This window comes from Empedobacter sp. UBA5924 (genome assembly GCF_002431085.1).
Lineage (GTDB): Bacteria > Bacteroidota > Bacteroidia > Flavobacteriales > Weeksellaceae > Empedobacter > Empedobacter falsenii_B.
Window position 1 is genome coordinate 1 of sequence record NZ_DJDM01000027.1, and the last position, 18,871, is coordinate 18,871.

At 30.3% G+C, this 18,871-nt stretch carries 15 protein-coding genes and 1 pseudogene; 7 read left to right on the top strand and 9 right to left on the bottom strand.

Translation table 11 applies throughout. From position 1 onward, the window contains the following. Positions 1-1,232: 1,232 nt before the first annotated feature. The 4 genes from B3792_RS07300 (at position 1,233) to B3792_RS07310 (ending at position 4,069) form a co-directional block, all read left to right on the top strand. Entirely contained in the window at positions 1,233-1,817 is a 585-nt protein-coding gene (locus tag B3792_RS07300) for a helix-turn-helix domain-containing protein (protein ID WP_286496459.1), read from the top strand. A gap of 100 nt (positions 1,818-1,917) precedes the next feature. Beyond that, positions 1,918-2,883 (top strand): hypothetical protein, encoded by a 966-nt coding sequence (locus B3792_RS07305; RefSeq protein ID WP_291069234.1) that lies wholly within the window; start codon positions 1,918-1,920, stop codon positions 2,881-2,883. 155 nt (positions 2,884-3,038) lie between these two features. Beyond that, the gene (locus B3792_RS14110; protein ID WP_409410988.1) at positions 3,039-3,167 is read left to right on the top strand and encodes a hypothetical protein; all 129 of its coding nucleotides are present in this window, start codon (positions 3,039-3,041) and stop codon (positions 3,165-3,167) included. A 38-nt stretch (positions 3,168-3,205) separates the two neighbouring features. Further along, positions 3,206-4,069: a hypothetical protein gene (locus B3792_RS07310; protein WP_291069236.1), complete on the top strand. Its 864-nt coding sequence runs from the start codon at positions 3,206-3,208 to the stop codon at positions 4,067-4,069. Between the two features lie 520 nt (positions 4,070-4,589). On the opposite strand, the gene B3792_RS07315 is transcribed toward B3792_RS07310, so the two are convergent. The 6 genes and pseudogenes from B3792_RS07315 to B3792_RS07340 form a co-directional block, all read right to left on the bottom strand. After that, positions 4,590-4,955 carry a hypothetical protein gene (locus B3792_RS07315; protein WP_280052132.1) on the bottom strand — a complete coding sequence of 122 codons (366 nt, stop codon included), beginning with the start codon at positions 4,953-4,955 and terminating at the stop codon, positions 4,590-4,592. A gap of 9 nt (positions 4,956-4,964) precedes the next feature. After that, entirely contained in the window at positions 4,965-5,636 is a 672-nt protein-coding gene (locus B3792_RS07320; RefSeq protein ID WP_291069238.1) for a hypothetical protein, read from the bottom strand. Then, positions 5,628-5,825 (bottom strand): annotated as a pseudogene (locus tag B3792_RS07325) (RHS repeat domain-containing protein); the annotation flags it as partial. The gene B3792_RS07320 and the pseudogene B3792_RS07325, both read right to left, overlap by 9 nt. 376 nt (positions 5,826-6,201) lie before the next feature. After that, complete coding sequence (locus tag B3792_RS07330) at positions 6,202-7,056, bottom strand: tyrosine-type recombinase/integrase (protein ID WP_291069240.1); 855 nt, start codon at positions 7,054-7,056, stop codon at positions 6,202-6,204. After that, positions 7,034-7,885, bottom strand: coding sequence for a tyrosine-type recombinase/integrase (locus B3792_RS07335; RefSeq protein WP_291069242.1), 852 nt, complete (start codon positions 7,883-7,885; stop codon positions 7,034-7,036). Before B3792_RS07335 ends, B3792_RS07330 begins: the two co-directional genes overlap by 23 nt. Before the next feature lie 136 nt (positions 7,886-8,021). Next, a complete protein-coding gene (locus B3792_RS07340; RefSeq protein ID WP_291069244.1) occupies positions 8,022-10,307 on the bottom strand; it encodes a CHC2 zinc finger domain-containing protein in 2,286 nt (761 codons plus the stop codon). Between the two features lie 143 nt (positions 10,308-10,450). On the opposite strand from B3792_RS07340, the gene B3792_RS07345 reads away from it, so the two are divergent. Genes B3792_RS07345 through B3792_RS07355 form a run of 3 tightly spaced genes read left to right on the top strand, consistent with a single transcriptional unit; the run spans position 10,451 to position 11,352 of the window. Then, positions 10,451-10,798, top strand: coding sequence for a helix-turn-helix domain-containing protein (locus B3792_RS07345; RefSeq protein WP_291069246.1), 348 nt, complete (start codon positions 10,451-10,453; stop codon positions 10,796-10,798). Between the two features lie 7 nt (positions 10,799-10,805). Beyond that, positions 10,806-11,036, top strand: a complete 231-nt coding sequence (locus B3792_RS07350; protein WP_219035473.1) for a hypothetical protein — start codon at positions 10,806-10,808, stop codon at positions 11,034-11,036. Next, a complete protein-coding gene (locus tag B3792_RS07355) occupies positions 11,026-11,352 on the top strand; it encodes a type II toxin-antitoxin system RelE family toxin (protein WP_291069249.1) in 327 nt (108 codons plus the stop codon). The genes B3792_RS07350 and B3792_RS07355 overlap by 11 nt, the downstream gene beginning before the upstream one ends. 97 nt (positions 11,353-11,449) lie before the next feature. On the opposite strand, the gene B3792_RS07360 is transcribed toward B3792_RS07355, so the two are convergent. The 3 genes from B3792_RS07360 to B3792_RS07370 are packed head-to-tail and all read right to left on the bottom strand — an operon-like array spanning position 11,450 to position 18,871. Continuing rightward, positions 11,450-12,004 carry a hypothetical protein gene (locus B3792_RS07360; protein ID WP_280052095.1) on the bottom strand — a complete coding sequence of 185 codons (555 nt, stop codon included), beginning with the start codon at positions 12,002-12,004 and terminating at the stop codon, positions 11,450-11,452. A gap of 8 nt (positions 12,005-12,012) precedes the next feature. Beyond that, on the bottom strand, positions 12,013-15,528 hold the full coding sequence (locus B3792_RS07365; protein ID WP_291069252.1) for a DUF6443 domain-containing protein: 3,516 nt from the start codon (positions 15,526-15,528) through the stop codon (positions 12,013-12,015). Positions 15,529-15,538: 10 nt separating this feature from the next. After that, positions 15,539-18,871: a hypothetical protein gene (locus B3792_RS07370; RefSeq protein ID WP_291069254.1), complete on the bottom strand. Its 3,333-nt coding sequence runs from the start codon at positions 18,869-18,871 to the stop codon at positions 15,539-15,541.

The window sequence follows — 18,871 nt, forward strand, 5'->3', positions numbered from 1 at the left end:
GTCATTGCTGAAAAGTCGAGTGTCAATTCGGCGTAAAGAGCGTTAAAAATGATTTATGTTCGCATTTCATATGCGAATGTTCTAAAGCATTTAGCGAGTAGCCGTTATTGACCGACTTGTAAGCACAGACTTGACTTTTTTGGTTCGTTTTTGTGTCAAGACTTCCCCGTAGGGCATATGAATTCATTAAAAAACAATAATAACTCATGAGTAAAAATGAACGTAATAAAATAATGAACTACTAATTATCTTCTTATTCTCGTAATTATGTTCAGAACCTCATTCTTAACCTCAAATACTTACTACATTATACTTTTTACATACTACAATTCCCACATCTAATCTGTACTTTTTACTTAATACATACTACATCTTAACAATCCCTTCCGATACACGAACCACGAACAAACCATACGGAACGCATATACAATGGATACAGAATGGATACAGCGCGGATACACAACCGATACAGAAAAGTGTCATTTTGGATATACACCGATACAGGAATTTAACACTTTTTAACACTTTATTTTCTAATATTCTGTCATTTCAAGAAATCTAATCTGTACATAATTGAATTCTCTCAATACTAAAATCTCACATCTCACATCTAAATAATAGGTAGCAGAGCCCAATAAATTTGGAAAATGACATGAAACGCTTTACATTTAGTGTGCGAATAAAAAAGATAAAACGAATGCTTTCAAAGTCTCCTTACCGAGGCTCTGATAGAGAGCGTGTAAAGAAAGGATAGCCCTTTACTTTACGATCCGTGTTTTAAAAATGTTATAAATACGGAGTATTGTTCTTTAAAAGAATGGAAAAAACAAACAGACTTTGTCTGGTGGTTTTTTACGGATGAATGGAAATTGTTTCGTTCTCATTTTGTGTTGGGTTTTATGGAACGATGTACTTACAAAGTAGAGGAATTATATGGTAAAATACCAGATAGAGCACCCTCAACTTTTACTCGTGGTTCCGCCAGAAACCGTCTCTGAACAAGTCAGAGTTGCCTAAAAGTTAACGAGGAGTGCCCTACTGGAATATTTAGCAAAGTTACAAAATTCCAGCAATAGGCAAACTCTCGGTCAACTCGTGGCAATCTGGCGGATTTCGAACGAGTGACATCGTCTAAAGTAACTTATAATTTACTTTTTTTCTGTCTCTATTGTTTTCATAAACAAATATATAAATAAAAATAGATAAAACAAAATAAATTAATCTATTTTGATATGAATAAAGAATTTTATCAAAAAGAATATGGAAAAAGAGTTTCTAAATTCTTAATCTATTATAATCTTACAGAAGGTGATTTAGCTAAATTAATTGATTCAAACTCTACCAATATTAGAAGTATCATTAATGGTGAAGTTGGCTTAAATATTAACAAGATGATTAATATTGCATCTGTATTCGGTCTTACATATTACGATTTTGCAAATCCAAAATTTAAATTACCTTCAAAAAGTAGTCTTCCTGAATTAACTATTAAAATAATTAAAGAAAGACAGAAAAAAGGCTCTATTATCCGTGATAAATCTAATATTCTTGCAGTAGAACTTGATCGTTTAATAAATGAAGGTATTTTAAATAAACCTATTACTTCAAAAATTCTTCTATCCTTAATGAATTCTGATGCTCAGAAAAAAAGCTCAACTAGTATTACAAATCTTTTAAGAAAAGAACCTAGAAATACATTAATAATACAGCTTAAACAAAAATATGGGAATGAAAGTATTTTTATTGAAAAAAAATATGCTGAAAAATATACAAATATGAGCACCGAAAAACTAAAATTATTATTGGACTCTAAATAGATTATTAAAGGATTTAATAACCTTTAATAAAATTATTTCTCTCTTTACTAATTTAATTTTAAGAAAATAGGAATTATAAGAAACACTTGAATAAATTATTATGATTATTAATAACACTACTGAAAATAAGAAAACTAAATTAGAAATTCATTATTATTTTTCGGATGGATCACATAGTATTGATGCTGAAGTATATCTTTCTAACTTAAAAAATGTATTAGATATTATTAAGACAATATCAAGTACTTTTAAAATAATACATAAAATTGAAATAGAACCTGCAAAAGAAGGAGGATTTGAAACTTATATCACTGTTATTGAAGAATCTCTTAAAGCATTTCCATATTTATCTGAAACTTTAACAGGATGTGCAAGTTTTTTATTAGCTAATCCTGCAAAAAAATTATTTGATAATTTTTTCAAAACTAAAATTGAGAAAGAGAGTGATCAAATTGATTTTGAAATAAAAAAATTAGAACTAGAAGAGAAAAATATTGACGTAGAAAATAAAAAACTAGAATTAGAAAAAAGAAAAGAAGATTTACTATTAAACACAAAAAAGATTGAAGAAAAGTCAAATAATTTACAAGATAATTTAAAAATTATTACCTCAAGATCAAACTTTTACAAGGAAGTAAACAAAATCAAAAAAGTTAAAAAAATAGGTTTTAATAATTTTATTAATAATGAATCAAACAATGAAGAACAAATAGTTAAAAAAGAGTTATTCAAAAACTTTATTGTAGATACACCGGAATTAAATTCTATAATAGATAAACAAGCTGAGATCGAAATTATTTCTCCTGTGTTAGAAAAGGATAAACCTTATAAATGGAAAGGAAAGCTTAATGGAGAAGATATTACAATTAATATGAAATCAAATATTTTTAAATCAGAAGTTCAGTCTGGAAGAATCAAATTTAAGAAAGGGTCAAAATTCATATGTAACTTAGAAATTAAACGTAAGTACGATGCTAATGGTAATATCAAAGTTACTTCATATGACTTATTAAATGTATGGAAATATATTTCTGGAAAAAAGGAAGTAATAATAGAAGATTTATAAATTATAAACTATTATAATTTGCTTTGAAATACTGTAGAAATGGATATAACATATGAGTTTTTAATTGAAATAGGAAATCAAATTTCATATCTTAGAGAAAAAAAAATCAAACTTTAGATTATTTAGAATACTTAAGCGGAATTGATTCAAGCGATATTAATAAGTATGAAAAAGGAAACTTAACTATACGTAATTTAATCCGAATAGCTAAAGCTTTAAATGTTCATCCCAAAATTCTTTTAGATTTTGATTTTAATAAATATAATAATGAATCAAATCGTTGAAGAAATGGTAAAACTAAGAACAAAATTGTAATAAGATTATGCAACTGCAACAAAAGACATTAGAGAAATTAAGAAATTTAATCAACGAGGAAACTGAATATCGCTCAGGACCTAAACTTATTGAATTCTTTAATAGTTTAGGAGAAAACGATAGTTACAACAGAGATGAAGGTTTTCCTTCAAGATGGATTTATACAGACGCAAAACTATCTAAAATTAACGGAACACCAGAGTTAGATAAATGTATTCGAAAACTTTTTGCACCAGTCAATTTTATTGGAAGGTTTGGAGAATTGGACAAGTCAATTGCAGACTTCAATCAATATCTAGCTTTTGACGGTTGGCAGGTTCTTAGAAAGGAAACTGAGATAACATTTGCCAAAGCTGGCAAAATAATATTTGAAGAAAAGGTTGACGTAAAAGAAGATGATTTTTTGCAAAAAGAGTTTAGCAATATTTCTTTAGACAAATTGGGACTTGACAACATCATCACAGAAACGTTGAATATCAGATTTAACGAAATAAAGAAATGTTTAAATGTAAAAGCACCAATGTCTGTGATTTTCCTTTCAGGAAGTTCACTTGAAGGAATACTCTTAGGAATTGCATCAAAATATCCGAAAGAATTTAATCAATCGAAAACTTCACCTAAAGATCAAAGCGGGAAAGTAAAGCCATATCACGAATGGACACTAAACAATTTTATTGACACAGCACATGACATTGGCATTTTAAAAGAAGATGTAAAGAAATTCAGTCATTCCTTGCGAGACTTTAGAAATTATATTCATCCTTACGAACAAGTTAATTCAAGATTTAATCCTGACGAACATACAGCAAGAATTTGTTGGCAAGTTTTGAAAGCTGCAATCTATCAATTAACAAACAACAAACCTCAATAATAAGCTAAAAAATCAATTACTTAATAAATAGAAAACTAAAGCTCAATATAGTTTTACAAACACTAAAGAACGAACACCAGCTGATAACAACCTTAACTGTTGCACATCTTGATATTTTGGATACAAGTAAAATATATAACCTCTTTTAAAAACGATTTTAGTGAGGTAGTTTATTTTTTCACAACAAGGTATACCTCTTATTTTATCGTCTATTTTTTTGAAGGACAAAATAGCCTATTTCTTCGGGGTTTGTTCGAGTATCCTTCGACAATGGTTCGAGAAAAAGTATGTTTTATCGAACAACGGTCGAAGGATTATCGAAGAAGATAAGTAAAAACACAACTTTATTTAGATGTTATTTTTTGCGTTAAACGATATAATTTGATGTTATTTTATAAAATAACAAAAGGCAAACTAACGTTTGCCTTTTACTTTATTGTGAATTTTTATTTGTAATTAATGTATTATGAAATAACAACACTTTTTATACACTACCCATTTTTAAATAATATCCTTGATTCTATCTTTTTAAAACTTCTATCATTTCTCCATTTGTATTAATTTTAGAATTTATTTTTAAAATATTATTTTTCTTTTTTATTAAAAAAAAATTCGCTCCTTTTACTTTATAAAGAGTATCACCTTTTTCAATAGAATCACTTACGTTAGAAAACCATCTGCCATCCTCAAACGTATCAATTTTATTTGTATCGGGATTTTTTCCGATAATTGTGAAAAAAGCTGATTTAATTCTATCTTCTTTATAACTTTTATTCGAAATAATGTTTACTGAATAATCTAATTCGTATTGTTCTTGTCCATTGGTAAAATCAATTTTACATGAATTAAGAAAAAAAAATAGAGTAAAAATAATAAGGTTTCTCATAATCAAAGTTTAATTATATACTTTACCTGTTATTATAGAAAATGTGTAAGATTTAGATACAGAGGCTCCTGCTCCAATACCTAAAAATTTACCGTCTCCTAATGTTAATGTGTTACTTATAGTTCCTTTATTATCTATACCACCTTTTTCATTTAAACTGTGACCAATAGTGTATCCCATAATTGAGCCATCAATAGTTGCAGAAGCAGAAGTACCAGCTATATTTTTAAGCATATCTCTTTCTATATTATTTTCTCTTCGATCATGAAACCCTACATTTAAACCAGGAACGCCTATTCCAGGTGTTGTCCCAACTCCCATTCCAGAATTAAAATATAATCCTATATCGCCAGGAGCAAAAATAACTCCAGCTTCAAATGTATAACTAGTCCCTTTATTCCCAGTAATAGTTATTCCTGTTCCCATAGTAACAGCGTCAGGATTATACGGACTATAATCAGGATTATAACTTTTGTCATATGCTCTTAAAGCTGAAGCTGTAAAGCCTTCAGTTTTTGCCGATACTACCGCTGTTTCTAGACTTATTTCTCCAGAGTCATAAAAACCTTCAAACTCCCCGTTAACATAACGACTATGTAATTGATTTTGTTCATTATATACGTACTTTCCTGTTTCATCTTCCCAATCGCTTGCCCATCCTGTTGGCGGTTCCGCCATCATCCCATCAGGGTCTATGAAGAAAACAGGATTATTAAACGCGTAGTTGTAAGGCGAGTGTCGTCTCATTTGTTCTGCCAACGGGTCAACATTAAACCAACGTCCAATAGCAGGGTCGTAGTTTCTTGCACCGTAGTCGTATAAATTTAAGCTTAATTCATCTTGAAGCTCTTTCCCATTGTATTTGTATTCCTACATCCCTATACACTTCAAATTTTCAACACTACTTCAGTTTTAATGAACGCCTCATTATTCATTCAAATATAATGATTTTCAATTGAAAAAAAAGATTTTTATAGGATAAGCCAAGCCATTTTTCGGGTTATAATTTTGCCCTTATTTTTTGCTGTCCTACTTTTTGATACAAAAAGTCGTTCACTCCGCGCTCCCCGTTCACTTACGCCAGCAAAAAATAAGGTAAGCTATTTAACATAAAATTCCGTTCATTATAGGCATTATCAGCCTATAATTTATTTTATGTTTTCGCTACCGCAAATAGCCAAAATCAACCCCGAAAAATGGCTTGTTTTGATGGTGTTATTTTTTTTTTCAATTGAAAGAAAAAAGACTATTGTAAAGGATGATGCTTATCGATAGCATCTTGTAAAGCCTTGATTCCTGTTTGTTTATATTTCTCAGTAGTATCTAAAAATTTATGTCCGCAAAACAGCTGAACTGCTCGTAAATTATGTCCTTGACTGAGTAAATTGGTAATCACACTTTGTCTGATTTTAACCGAAGTTAATCGTTTGTCAACCTGCTTTTGATAAGTCGATAAAAGGTAATTAATGTCGTCTGAAGTAGTTGGATTTCCTAATTTATTGAGGATAAAAAAAGACTGTTTTGTTCGTTCTAATTGTGGTCTATCTTCCTGTAAATATTGATAAAATAAAAGGATTTGTTCTGCTTTTAAAGACAAGGTTCTACTGTTGGTCATTCCTGTTTCACGGATGTAAATTTCTGCTTTTTCGAGGTCGATATCTTCGAGTAGAATTTGGGTTATTTCCTTGACTAAAACGGCTTGATAAACGAATAAACTCAGGATAATTTGATTGCGTTTGGCTAAGATAGCATAACGTTCTTTTCGTGGTTCAAGTAAGGTTTTGAGTTCTTTTTCTGTCCATAAATCCTGTAATTGTACCGCCGTTGGTTTGGCATCCCGAAGTTTGATAAAGTGAGCAGGATTGTCCTTTCTTACCTTTATTTCAATCAGATAATCATAGTATTTTTTCAGTGCATACACCACACGTTTAATGGTTTTAGGTTGGTAATAATTCCGTAAAAAACCAATGTACTGCATCAGCTGTGGATAGTGGCATTTTTCATGATTAGGAGCGTATTTTTTGAACCGATTGATTTCATATAAATAATTGCTAATGGTACTTTTATTCAACTGATTTTCAAGATAATTTTCTAAAGTCATACGGCTTAATTTTAGTGTAAATTTGAGTAGTACGCAGTAAATCATGTCCTAAAAAATCCCGAACCATTTCAACGGTCATTTCATTTTCAAGTAAATGAGATGCAATACTATGGCGTAAATTATGTAAGCTAAATCCTTGTTTATCTAATCCACATCGAGTTAAAAGACGACAAAAAACCGTATAAATTTTGTTTCCGCTCATTGGTTTTCCGTTTGGATTGAGTAGTAAAATAGATTCATCATTTCGTCTTTTTTGGGTTTTATCCTGGTAGAGTTTAAAATCCTCTACAAGCTTTGTTGTAAGTGGAATAACACGTCTTTTCTTTCCTTTTCCACTGCGAACATATAAGCGTTTTTCACTTAAATGAATGTCTTCTACACACAGCCTTTCAACCTCTGTTCGTCTTAATCCACAACCATAACACAGGTTTAAAATCATCGTTTCTTCTAAATTGATGCAATTGCTGTAGAGTAGTGCGATTTGTTCTACAGTTAAAACGGCTCGACTTTTATAAGTCGAACGTTTGATTTTTAAGGTATAAGGCGTTTTAACCAGCTGTTTTGTACGCAATAAATAGGCAAAGAATAAGCGAATCGCAAAGAGTTGTGTATGAATATAACTGTTACTCAATGGCTTTTTTCTTCGGCTACTAATCACGGTTTTCAAATGAAAATAAAAAGCTTCAATATGATGACTTTCAATTGTGTAAATAAGTTCGTGTGAATGCTCAAACAGGGCTTTAACGTACTTTGGATAATGATTGACCACTGTTTTACAATAGCCTAATTGTTGTAATTCTGTTCTAAATTCATCAAGTATATCTTGCATAACTATGACGGTTTTGAGGTTGTCTACTTTTGGAACATGGAACAATAAGCAAGTTATAAGTTTTAAGTAGTTAGCTATAAGTTATTTAAACCTAAATTAATTGTTCCAAGATTGTTCCCTATTGTTTCAGTGGGTATCATAACTGTTCTATTTGTCGTAGAATCTTTTCTTTAATGGTTTGTCTTAACTTCTGGTAATCATCCCAATAATCCACACGATAAGCAATTTTACGTAAGTTTCCTGCATATTTACTCGTTAGGTATTCAAGTTCAATTAAGCTATTCATGTAGCGTGAACATTGGGCTTTACTCATATTAAAAGCTTGGCGGATTTCTCGTTGTGTAAAGTCGATTTCAGAACCATTTGCATTTTCTTTGTGTGCTTTTTTGCTTAAATACGCTTTTAATTTCTCAAAAAACTGACGTAAACTCCCGTCTAATTCATCCACTTTTAGGACAATACTTTCAAAGAGAACCTCCGTTGCTTGCTTTAGATCCTCGACCTGTGTGATTAACTTTCCATCGTCTGTCAATTGCCTATTTTGTTGATTAATCAAAGTGATTTGACGAACGATACTTTGAAACATTTCGTTTAAACGTCTGATTTTATGCACTTCTTCGGGTAATTCTAATCGAGTAGCAAACGGATTAATCACATGATACGGCACTAAATTTCGGATGATATTTTGTAAAAAATGTTTCGTTTTTTCTTCGGATTGATGGCTGACTTCGCCAGCATATCGCCTGTTTTGGTAGGCGATAATTCGGCGGGATTGTTCGCTACTTTCGTCGACCGCTAATAGAAAACTACGGCTCATATTATCTTCGTAAATCTCACCTTTTGTCGTTGCAGAAAGTGAACTAAATACGCCACGAACCTCCTTTTTAACGGCTTTAATATTGCCTTTTTTATCCTTGATACTCACTGAACTACTTAATCTCTGATTACTGATTAATTCACGCATGGCAAACATGGCTTCGTCTTTTAAACCGTCTAAATCCTCGATGATAAGCAATTTTCCAACTAATTCATATTCGCCCCAATTGTATAAACTACTTTCGGTAATTCGAGTAAAACGAAGCACATCTTCTTGTGGCATTAAATCGGCTATTTTACTGATTAAATGTGTTTTTCCACTGCCAGAACTTCCTTGTACAATGGCGTGAAGTGGATGTTTGGTTTTATACGAACTTGCAATAATAAACAGTAACAATCGGCTGTCCTGCTCGCCTACAATTCCACTTTTTTCGATTAAATCATTCAACTGAAAAAATAAATCGGTTGTCATTTTAGGCTGTTCCAAAGGTGTTGGTACAGTTTCTTTTTCAATTGAAAAAGAAGTTTGAGAAGTAGAAAAATCAATTGGTTTTCTTTTCTCCAAACAGTCTAAAACAATTGTTTCATCATAAGCCATTAAAGTTTCATTGACATCTTTATCAATGAATTGAACATTATAAAACACCACTTTTGGATGAATGGATTGAAGTAATTTTGCATATTTTAAGGTAGCTTTTTGACCTGCTTCATCCATATCAAAACAGAAGATAATTTCTTCCAACTCATTGAGTTGTTTTATTATTTCTAATAGTTCGTTTGTTAATCCGTTCGTCCCAAAACAGGCAAGTATTTCATATTTTCTTAATTCTAAATTCGTACTTCGTAATTGAAGTAATGAAGCTGCATCAATAATACTTTCGGTTAAAATCAGCTTTTTAGCTTCTCGATTGGGATAATTTGGATATAAACCTTGTCTGTTTTTCAAATAAAAATGGCGAGAATCTTTATTATCAAGAGTTGAACGGAAATAAAATGAAACGGTCTGCCCATCACAGTTTTTTAATGGAAAAACAAGGCATTTATTTCCGAATGGTTTATAGGATTGTCCGCCTGTTCTACTGTTGGTTCCGTAGGGAATTAAAAGTCCAGCTTCTACACATTGATTGATTAAATTTTCATCTTTTCGTGCTCCATGATGGAATTGTCCCGAGTTAAAACCGACTTCTAATTCATCAAAATTTAAGGCTCTCGAATGGCAATAATCTTTGGCAGGATCACTGCATAATAAGCCTTTTCTAAAGCTGAGATACATTTTTTGTAAAAACGATGAATGTATGGCGGTTAACGTTTTATGCTCTACGTTTATCCCATTATTCATTTGTAAATTTTCATTATTCACTAAAAGCGAAGCTTTCTTTATTGCCTCATGTTTGCTTAATTTCTCATAATCTTGCACAAACTGAATCACATCGCCTGTTTTGGAACATGCATGACAGTTGTAAAAATTCTTTTCCAAATTAACCTGTAAACTCGCTGTTTTATCCGAATGAAACGGGCATTTCAGCATATTGTTTTTAGGTTTTAATCCGTAATGATGCAGTACGTTTGCTAAACTTAATCTCGTCTTTATCTCGCTTATTTCCATTTGAAAAATTATTTTAATTTATTTTTATGCGGAATGTGTTACGCAAAAATATAATTCATTTCTCAAATTAACAACTAATCGACTTCTTTTTTATGTAATGTATTACTCGTATATTTGCTATATATCATATAAACAGTGCTTTTATGAGTAATGAATTAAACATTAGTAGCAAAATAACGCTCTTACGCAAGGAGAAAAACTGGTCGCAAGTAGAACTTGCAAAACAGATTAGTGCTTCTCGAGAGATTATTAGCAGATATGAACGAAACGAAAGTCAGCCATCTTTGGATATGATTATCAAAATGGCAAATGCTTTTGGAGTAACTGTTGATTTTTTAACAGGACAAAGTGAAAATGCTTCTTTCGATAAAGAAACAGTGGACAGAATAAATGATATTCAGAAAATGGACAGTACAACCAAAAGTGTATTGTTTAATGTAATTGATACCTATATTCAGAATTTTAAAACAAAACAAGCTTTCTCTAAATAGTTGAATAATGACAACGCAAGAAATCTATATCGTAGAGCCTTCTACATCGGAAGAAGCGAAAGCATTAAAAGCTTTTGCAAAGGCTTTGAAAATGAAAATTACACGACAAAATACTGAAAATACCGATTCTACAGAAGATGTAAAGGCGAGTTTGAAACAAGCTGTAACAGAACTAAATCTGATAAAAGAGGGAAAGTTAAAAGGTATTTCTGCCAAAGAGTTATTGGATGAGTTATAATATTATTGCAACGCCGGAATTTCTGAAAGAAGCCAAAAAACTTGGAAAGAAATACCGTTCGTTGAAAGAGGATTTAGCTGTTTTAATTGAAGAATTACAACAAAATCCTACCTTAGGAACTGCTTTAGCCGATAATTGTTACAAAATTCGTTTGGCAATAAAGTCGAAAGGTAAAGGTAAAAGCGGTGGAGCAAGAGTAATAACGCATCTTTTTATTGAAAATGAAACAATTTATCTACTTTCTCTTTACGATAAAAGCGAGCAAAATTCTATCTCCGATAAAGAAATAAAGGATTTACTAAAACTGATAAAATAACAAAAGGCAAACCTTAGTTTGCCTTTTGCTTTATTATGAATTATTTGTAATTAATATGTTGTATAATAACAACACTTCTGATACACTACCCTAATTATTATTCTTTTCGATTTATTTCTTCGGATAATCGTTTAATCAAATAACCTGCAAGTTTTCCATTTATAGGTAAAGGTAGGGTTAGTGATGCTAACTGATATTCTCCATATTTTTCATTATTAATATCTTTTAATACAAAATACGATGGTACTCCTCTTACAAATTCTGCATTTGGAACTTTAGTTATTAAATTTGTATGATATTTTTTTAAATCAAATATAGGTTCTGCTTCAGATAATAATTTATTAGATTTCTTTTTATCTTTTCGTTGTTTTCTAGTCTGTTTAATATTATTTATGAAGCGAACTTCATTTACAGAGTCTAAATCATCTAAAGCTATATAATATTCTTTATAAAAATCTTTTTTCTCTGTTTCAATAATAAGATAAAAATATTTATCTTCTAGAGAGTATAAAATAATTTTATGATTCTCATTATTAAACAATTTGAAAACTTTTTCTGCATTATTTCTACTTTTTGATATAGAACTAAATTCATCATTAATTTGAGCTATACAAATTGAAGAAAGAAAAAGTAAAAAATATAATATTTTCATTTTATAAACTATTTAGTAAGAGGTATTTTTTTAGGGTCTTTTATATGTCCTTCAGAATAACCTCCATGATCTTTCCCATCTCTTTGAGGCATACCTAATAATCGTCTTATTAGATTATCTGCTCGTATAGCATTTGAATTATTATCTGCAGGAGTAAGTTTTCTAGCAGATGGGATACCATGTCCAAATAATTCATGTCCAGAAGTAGAACTTCTTTCATTACCAGATACATTTGAATTTATAAAAGAATGAGAACCATTTTTGGTTGGAACATTAAAACCTTCTTTACCTAACCCTGTTACTAGACTTGTACTTAATTTATCATCTATTACCATTGCATCTCCAACTCCAGACTGAATACTATTCATATGCTCTTTAAATGCTGCAGCACCTTCTGTAGATGTAAACTCTCCGCTCATATATTCAATAGTATGTATTTCTTTTGAATTAATTGTATTTGTTACTATATCAACATAAGCCTTCTCATCTTCATTCATATCAACTCCTGATAAAGCAGAAGCTAAATCTTTTGAGTTTATGGATTTAAATTCCTTTCCTTTAACATCAATAAGTCCTCTTAGTTTACTGAATTTATCATCTTTTAAAACATTATGAATATCTTCTTTCATTTTCCCTACATCTTCTTTGGTTTGACCTCTAATAATATCTTCTGCAATCATTCCATCAGGGTCTATAAATCTTAGGGGATTATTGAGAGCGTAAGTATAAGGTGAATATCTTCTGCTAAGTTCAGCAGCAGGGTCGATATTGAACCATCTCCCTATTGCAGGGTCGTAGTTTCTTGCACCGTAGTCGTATAAATTTAAGCTTAATTCATCTTGAAGCTCTTTCCCATTGTATTTGTAATTATAACTAGAAACCCCAATAAGATTACCTGATATGTTTAGAGTTGCAGGTTCAATAATTATTGATCCTCCAGGCCCAGGAAAAGGATCTACAGGAAGAGTATCATCTGGAGGAACATAAGTGTATAATCCATTATTATAGCCTTTATGTTGTAATCCAAATGGATAGTAATTGTTTTCTTCCAATACTTTTAGCGAGCCATTTGCTTCTTTTTGATAACTCAATCGTACATTACCCAAATGATCCGTGTAATTGTAAACATAATTAAAAGTTGTACCTCCAGTTACATTCACATACCCCTCAGCTGTTGGAAAAAACTGTAAACTGTTATTTACGTACTGAAAACCTCCTAAATAATCGGTTGTGGTTACTGTAGCTCCATCTGTTACGACTTTTCTTAACTTAACTCCACTTGCATCGTACGTGTAATTAATCTTTTTCGATGCATTCCAAAGAACTTCTGTTGGTAAATTTAAGGAATTATAACTAATTTTTGTTATTCCTTTGTTTTTATCTACTGTTAAATTTCCGTTGGTGTCGTAAGTATAATCATTTCCTACTTTATTCCCATCATTAAAACCTTCTGTTAACGTCGTTGCATCGGTTACACTTAATAGCTTGTTCGAGTTTGTTTGGTACACATAACTCAAATTATCTATCACTGGAGCATTGATTATCTCATTGTTCCCATTTCGAATAATTCCTGTAATATTCCCATTTTTATCGTAACCTTTGATTGTTTCATTGTATGCATTAATAGCCTCATTAGTGTTTTTTAGATAAATGCTATTCTTCAGGCGATTTAATCCATCATACTCAAAACTATAGCTTCTTATATTAAAATCAGTTGTTTTCCAGATGATTTCTGCAATGTTACCATTGTGTAGTTTTTTTACAGCAGTATTATTTGTTACTCGAGTTAACTTATCATAATTCAATCGAAACGAAAATAAATCTCGATAAGTTGTTGTTTCTGTTACATCTACATTATTAATATCCGTCATCCAACCTCTTATATTGTACTTATAATCTACCGTTTGCAATGGTGTTGTAGCTACAGAATTTCCTACCTTTTTAGACGTTAATTGATTGATTTCGTTATACGAATTCTGTACAATATATTCTTTCGCTCCACTGTTTATTTGATGCGTTTGAGATTTTAATAACTCATTTGGATAATACACAAATTCATCCGTTAATGTTAATTCTGTACTTGCTGCTAATTGTTTGTGTTTTGTGATTGTTTTAAGTGGTTTTCCTCTAAAATCTAAACTTGAGGCTGTATTGGTATAACCACCTAAATAGTTTGTAGAAGCGGTTGCGACAGGACGAATATATTTTGCATCGTAATAGGTATAATTTTTAGCCCATGTTGTTGTACCTAAAACATTAGTAAAGCTTGCTACTGCCAATCCTTTTGTTTTGGTATCTGTTACTCCTATGACACTTTGTCCATCTATAGAAGAAGGAGTTACACCTAAATTTGTATACTCATCGTAATAATTAATCGTTGTTATCTTTGTAAAAGATGTTGGATAGGCAACATTGGTATATAATCCATTTGTGATTCCATTATTCGCTAATCCTCCAGATGTTCCTCTTGTTTCATGATAAACTGTTGCTGTATTATAAGCTGACTGTAACGTAGCCCTAGCTGATGTGGGTAAAGTTCCTGTGTAAACAATTCGATTAAATTTATCATATTTTGTGAATATCCACTCATTTTGACTATCTCTTGTTGCAACTAATCGATCCAATTTATCATACACCATAAACTCTCTTCCTTTGCCAGGAAGTTGTTTTTCAACTAAACGATTTTTATCATCGTATTGGTATTGATAACCTAATTCAGCCAAATTAGCTGTATAATTAGCCAATACTGTTGTTCCTACTTCTACTAATTTTGGTGGTATTACATAGGTCAGATTTCCATAGATATCATACACATAGTAGGTATCATGATTTCCTGATGAATTTGTAGTTCCAGTTATTGCAGGTATATTAATTCGTTTTAAAATAATTTTCCCTTCCTTGTCTTTAAACTCTTGGATAGGTTGACCATTTTCGTCTGTTGTAATGGTTTTATATAAACTTCCTGCTGTATAATTTCCACTTAAAGTTAGAGTTGGTACAAATGCAGCAGATAAAGTAACTCCAAACTTTTGTACTTTATCAGCATCAGTATTAGTTGCATAATCAAATTTAATTTCATTCGCTCCTTTTTTCCATGAGTTTCCTGGTGCTGCTTGCGCCAATACTCTATTTAAAGGTGAGTTTTCAAATGTTTTCTCAGAAAAAGGCGTGGTATCTCCAGTTAAAGTGGAATAAAATGTGTTACCATTAGTTGCAGCACTTACAACTGTATTTGCTGCTGAACCAATCGGAAACGGCAAATATTCTCGTGCCTGTCTTCCGAATCCGTCGTATTCAATAGGTGTTACAATCGTTTTTCCTAATGGAGAAGCACCTACTTGTAGAATTTGTTTTTCTCTTCCTAAGCCATCAAAATAAACAACCGTTTCTTTCTTTTCAGAACAATCGGCTTTTAAACATTCAACTGTTTTGATAAAGTTTTCTGTGGTTGTTTGGGCATATACACTACCACTTCCTAAAGCTAGAAGCGTACTGTATATAAAATTTTTATAAAAGTGTTTCATAGATCTAGCATTAAGGTTTATAGTTGTATTGGAAAGTTTTAAGCGTTTCACCTTTATCATTTACGATAGATTGTAAACGATTTGAAGCATCATAATTATACTTTTCAGCTACTCCATTTGGTTGTATAATTTGAGTAACACCAACTAATGGTTTATACAAATACCCTGTTACCATAGCATCCTTATGGGTATTACGTAAAGTTGTAATCGCAGCCAACAAGTCGGCATCTGTTGTTTTGGTATTTAACGTTGTGATCGTTGCAGCATTAATTTGAGATAAAGCAACGCCTTCTAATTTAGCAACTGGATATTGATTGTTATACCCCCAAATAATGGAAACTGGAAGTCCATTTTCTAAGGTATATTGCGTTAAATTACCTTGGTTGTCATAGCTGTTATACGTTATTTTACGATCTACAGCTGTTGTTGTAGCTCCTTTTTTAGCGTAAACAAATTCTGGTAAAATTAGATTACCGTTTGTTGTAGGGAAATATTTATACAAAGTTCGTTGTTCAGATAAAACAGTAGACCCATTTTTAGATTTTGTAATAACAGGTGTAGCAATCATATTACGATTCACCATTTCTTGCATTATCGGACTTTGTTCGTAACCACTTATCAAATCTGAAGGGTATTGGTATTCAGCAGTTAGTGTTTCACCTTTGCTGTTGGTTGTAGATTGTTTTGTTAATTGTAAATGATTTGGACTATCATAATTATAATTTGTTTCTGTTGTAACCGTACCACTTGATAGGTATTCTTTGGTGGTTTGTTTTGTTAATTTAGAACTAAAGACATAATTATAATAATGACTTACTGCATTTCCACCTTGAACTCCACAAAATAAAGAGAAACATCCATCTTGTGTATTATAATATTTACCAGTATTATATTCAGGTCTTAAACGTTCTTTAGTAACAGGATATATTCCTGGTTCTATATTGTAATTATTAAATTTAGTTGAACTCTTAATTTCGTATTCATTATTAGATTCTTTAATTAATGATTGGTTTGAATTATAAATTTTAGATTTTATTAATTGATTGGCATTCCATTGGTTATTAGATGAATTTCTATTATATATTGGGTGTTGATTTAAAGACTGACTATCATCGGTAATACCCGATATATTATAATCTTCCTCAATAAAGCCATTATTTTCAATATTTTTTGTAATATATTTATACTTAATACGATCTATCGTAGAATTAAAAATATCAGAAAAATTATCAGTACTATATAATCGATTATAACAATTAAAATGTTCTGCTGAACTATTACCACTGATAGCAAATACAGCAGAAGGGGTACATTTCCAAGGGTTGTATATAAAATCGTGGACTAAACTTGTTTTTAAATTGTTTAAATTTTGTATGTTATTATAGTATATAGTTTTACTATTATCTAAAGTATTTCCATTATAATCTTTGATAGATTTAATTCTTGCTCCACTGTAATTTACATTCTCTTCAACTTGATTAACAGTTTTATTGTATTTTAAAGTTAAATTAGCAGATACATTGTTAACTATAGAATTTGTACTAAGAGTAATTCTATATTTTGAGTTATTTGTAGTTGTTATAGGGGAAATAATATTTTCTCCATTCATCTCAAATCCATTATTAGTTTTTAGAAAACGATCATATCGTCCATTAAATGTTAAAATAGTTTGGCTTGTAGTTAAATTTTCTATAGTTAAACTATATGTATCATGAAAATCGTTTACGTTTACACCATCACATCTATTCACATTCATTGATGAGTCAAATGAAATATCTTGACCATTACTAATAAATTCAAAAACTTGTGTATCACTTTGACTACTGTAAGGTTCACAGTTCCTTTTAACTACATATAGATTGTTTGTTAAAAAAACATCTTTGTTAACTAATTCAGTAGTTGTATTGTTTTCATAAGTTAGTTCAGTATAACCTTTTGTAGGATAAATAATTTTAGTTAATACTCCGTATTTTGATTTATAAAGGTCAACGTTTCTATTAGCTATTTTATCTCCAAATACAGAAATAAATTTAGTCATTGATGCATCCTCATTATAATGAAAGTTTGATAAATAAGAATATGTATTTGAATTTGAATAACCATATAAATCTATATTAGAGGAAAGACGATCAGATAAAGAATTAATATTATCATATTCAAATGAAAATTTAGAATCATTGATTGATAGATTATTTAAAAATAATCTTTTTTTATATTCATTAACATCTGAAGTATTTGGACCTGAATAGACATAATTAAATAAAATAGGTATTGAAGTATTATTTTTAGATATATTAATACTATTTAATTTATATCCTGTAGTGTAGTCTAATCTATTATCGTAATTAAAAGAAACATTAATGTTTTTAGAACTAATATTTTTTAAATATTTAGCATTATTTGATTCAAAATAAGAAGTACATTTTTCAGATTTTTGACTTATTATTTCACCTGGCAAATTATTATTTCCATATGTTATTGAATAGCTCTCTGAATAATTTAAAGGGTATGATTTGTATAAATTATCATATATAAAATCAATATTATTATTTTTAGAGTCTTTTATTTGCTTTAAATACCAAGTAGAATTTGGTTCTCTAGAATAGCTTTTGGAACAATTTGTTGTGATTTTTGTAGTTTCAACAAAAGCTTCTTCACCTCCAAATTCATAACTAATACCATCCGGTGTAATAAAAGTAAATTTCAGATAATATTTATGAGTAGTAGGGTTTTGTATTTTAATAAATGAAGCTTTTATATCAGGATTTTCATTAATATAAATTACACCATTATCAATATAAAATGTACCACTGTATCCATTAAAATTAAAATTAAAAACATCTTGTTGAGAATCAATTAAATTAGGTTCTCCTTCCAATCCATTAGCAGAATATATCTTTCGATATATGTCGTAATAATTATTTAAGTATTCATTATCTGTAAAATTTCCAGACAATGCTGTTTTCATTAAATCTTTGGAAGGTCTTAACAATTCAAATCCGCTATCTTCATCAGGAAGTCCCTTCACAACACGTGTAATCATTCCTCCTGCATTTAAATTCCATCCCATTCCTACCAATCCTGCAATATCATTAACTTTTACACCATCTGTATAATAAGTTAAATTTAAATTTAGATTAATATCTCCATTTTTTAATGAATAAATTGGAATCTGATGACTAAAACCACCTTTATTTCCACTTATATCTAAATTTCCATTTTTTGTAAAAAAATAATTTTCTAAAGAAGGAGGTGTAACTTCTGTACTAGGAACATAACTATTTTGCTGAGCATAAGTATAAGACAAAGCTAATAAAGCAAGTAGCACTATATTTTTCTTCAT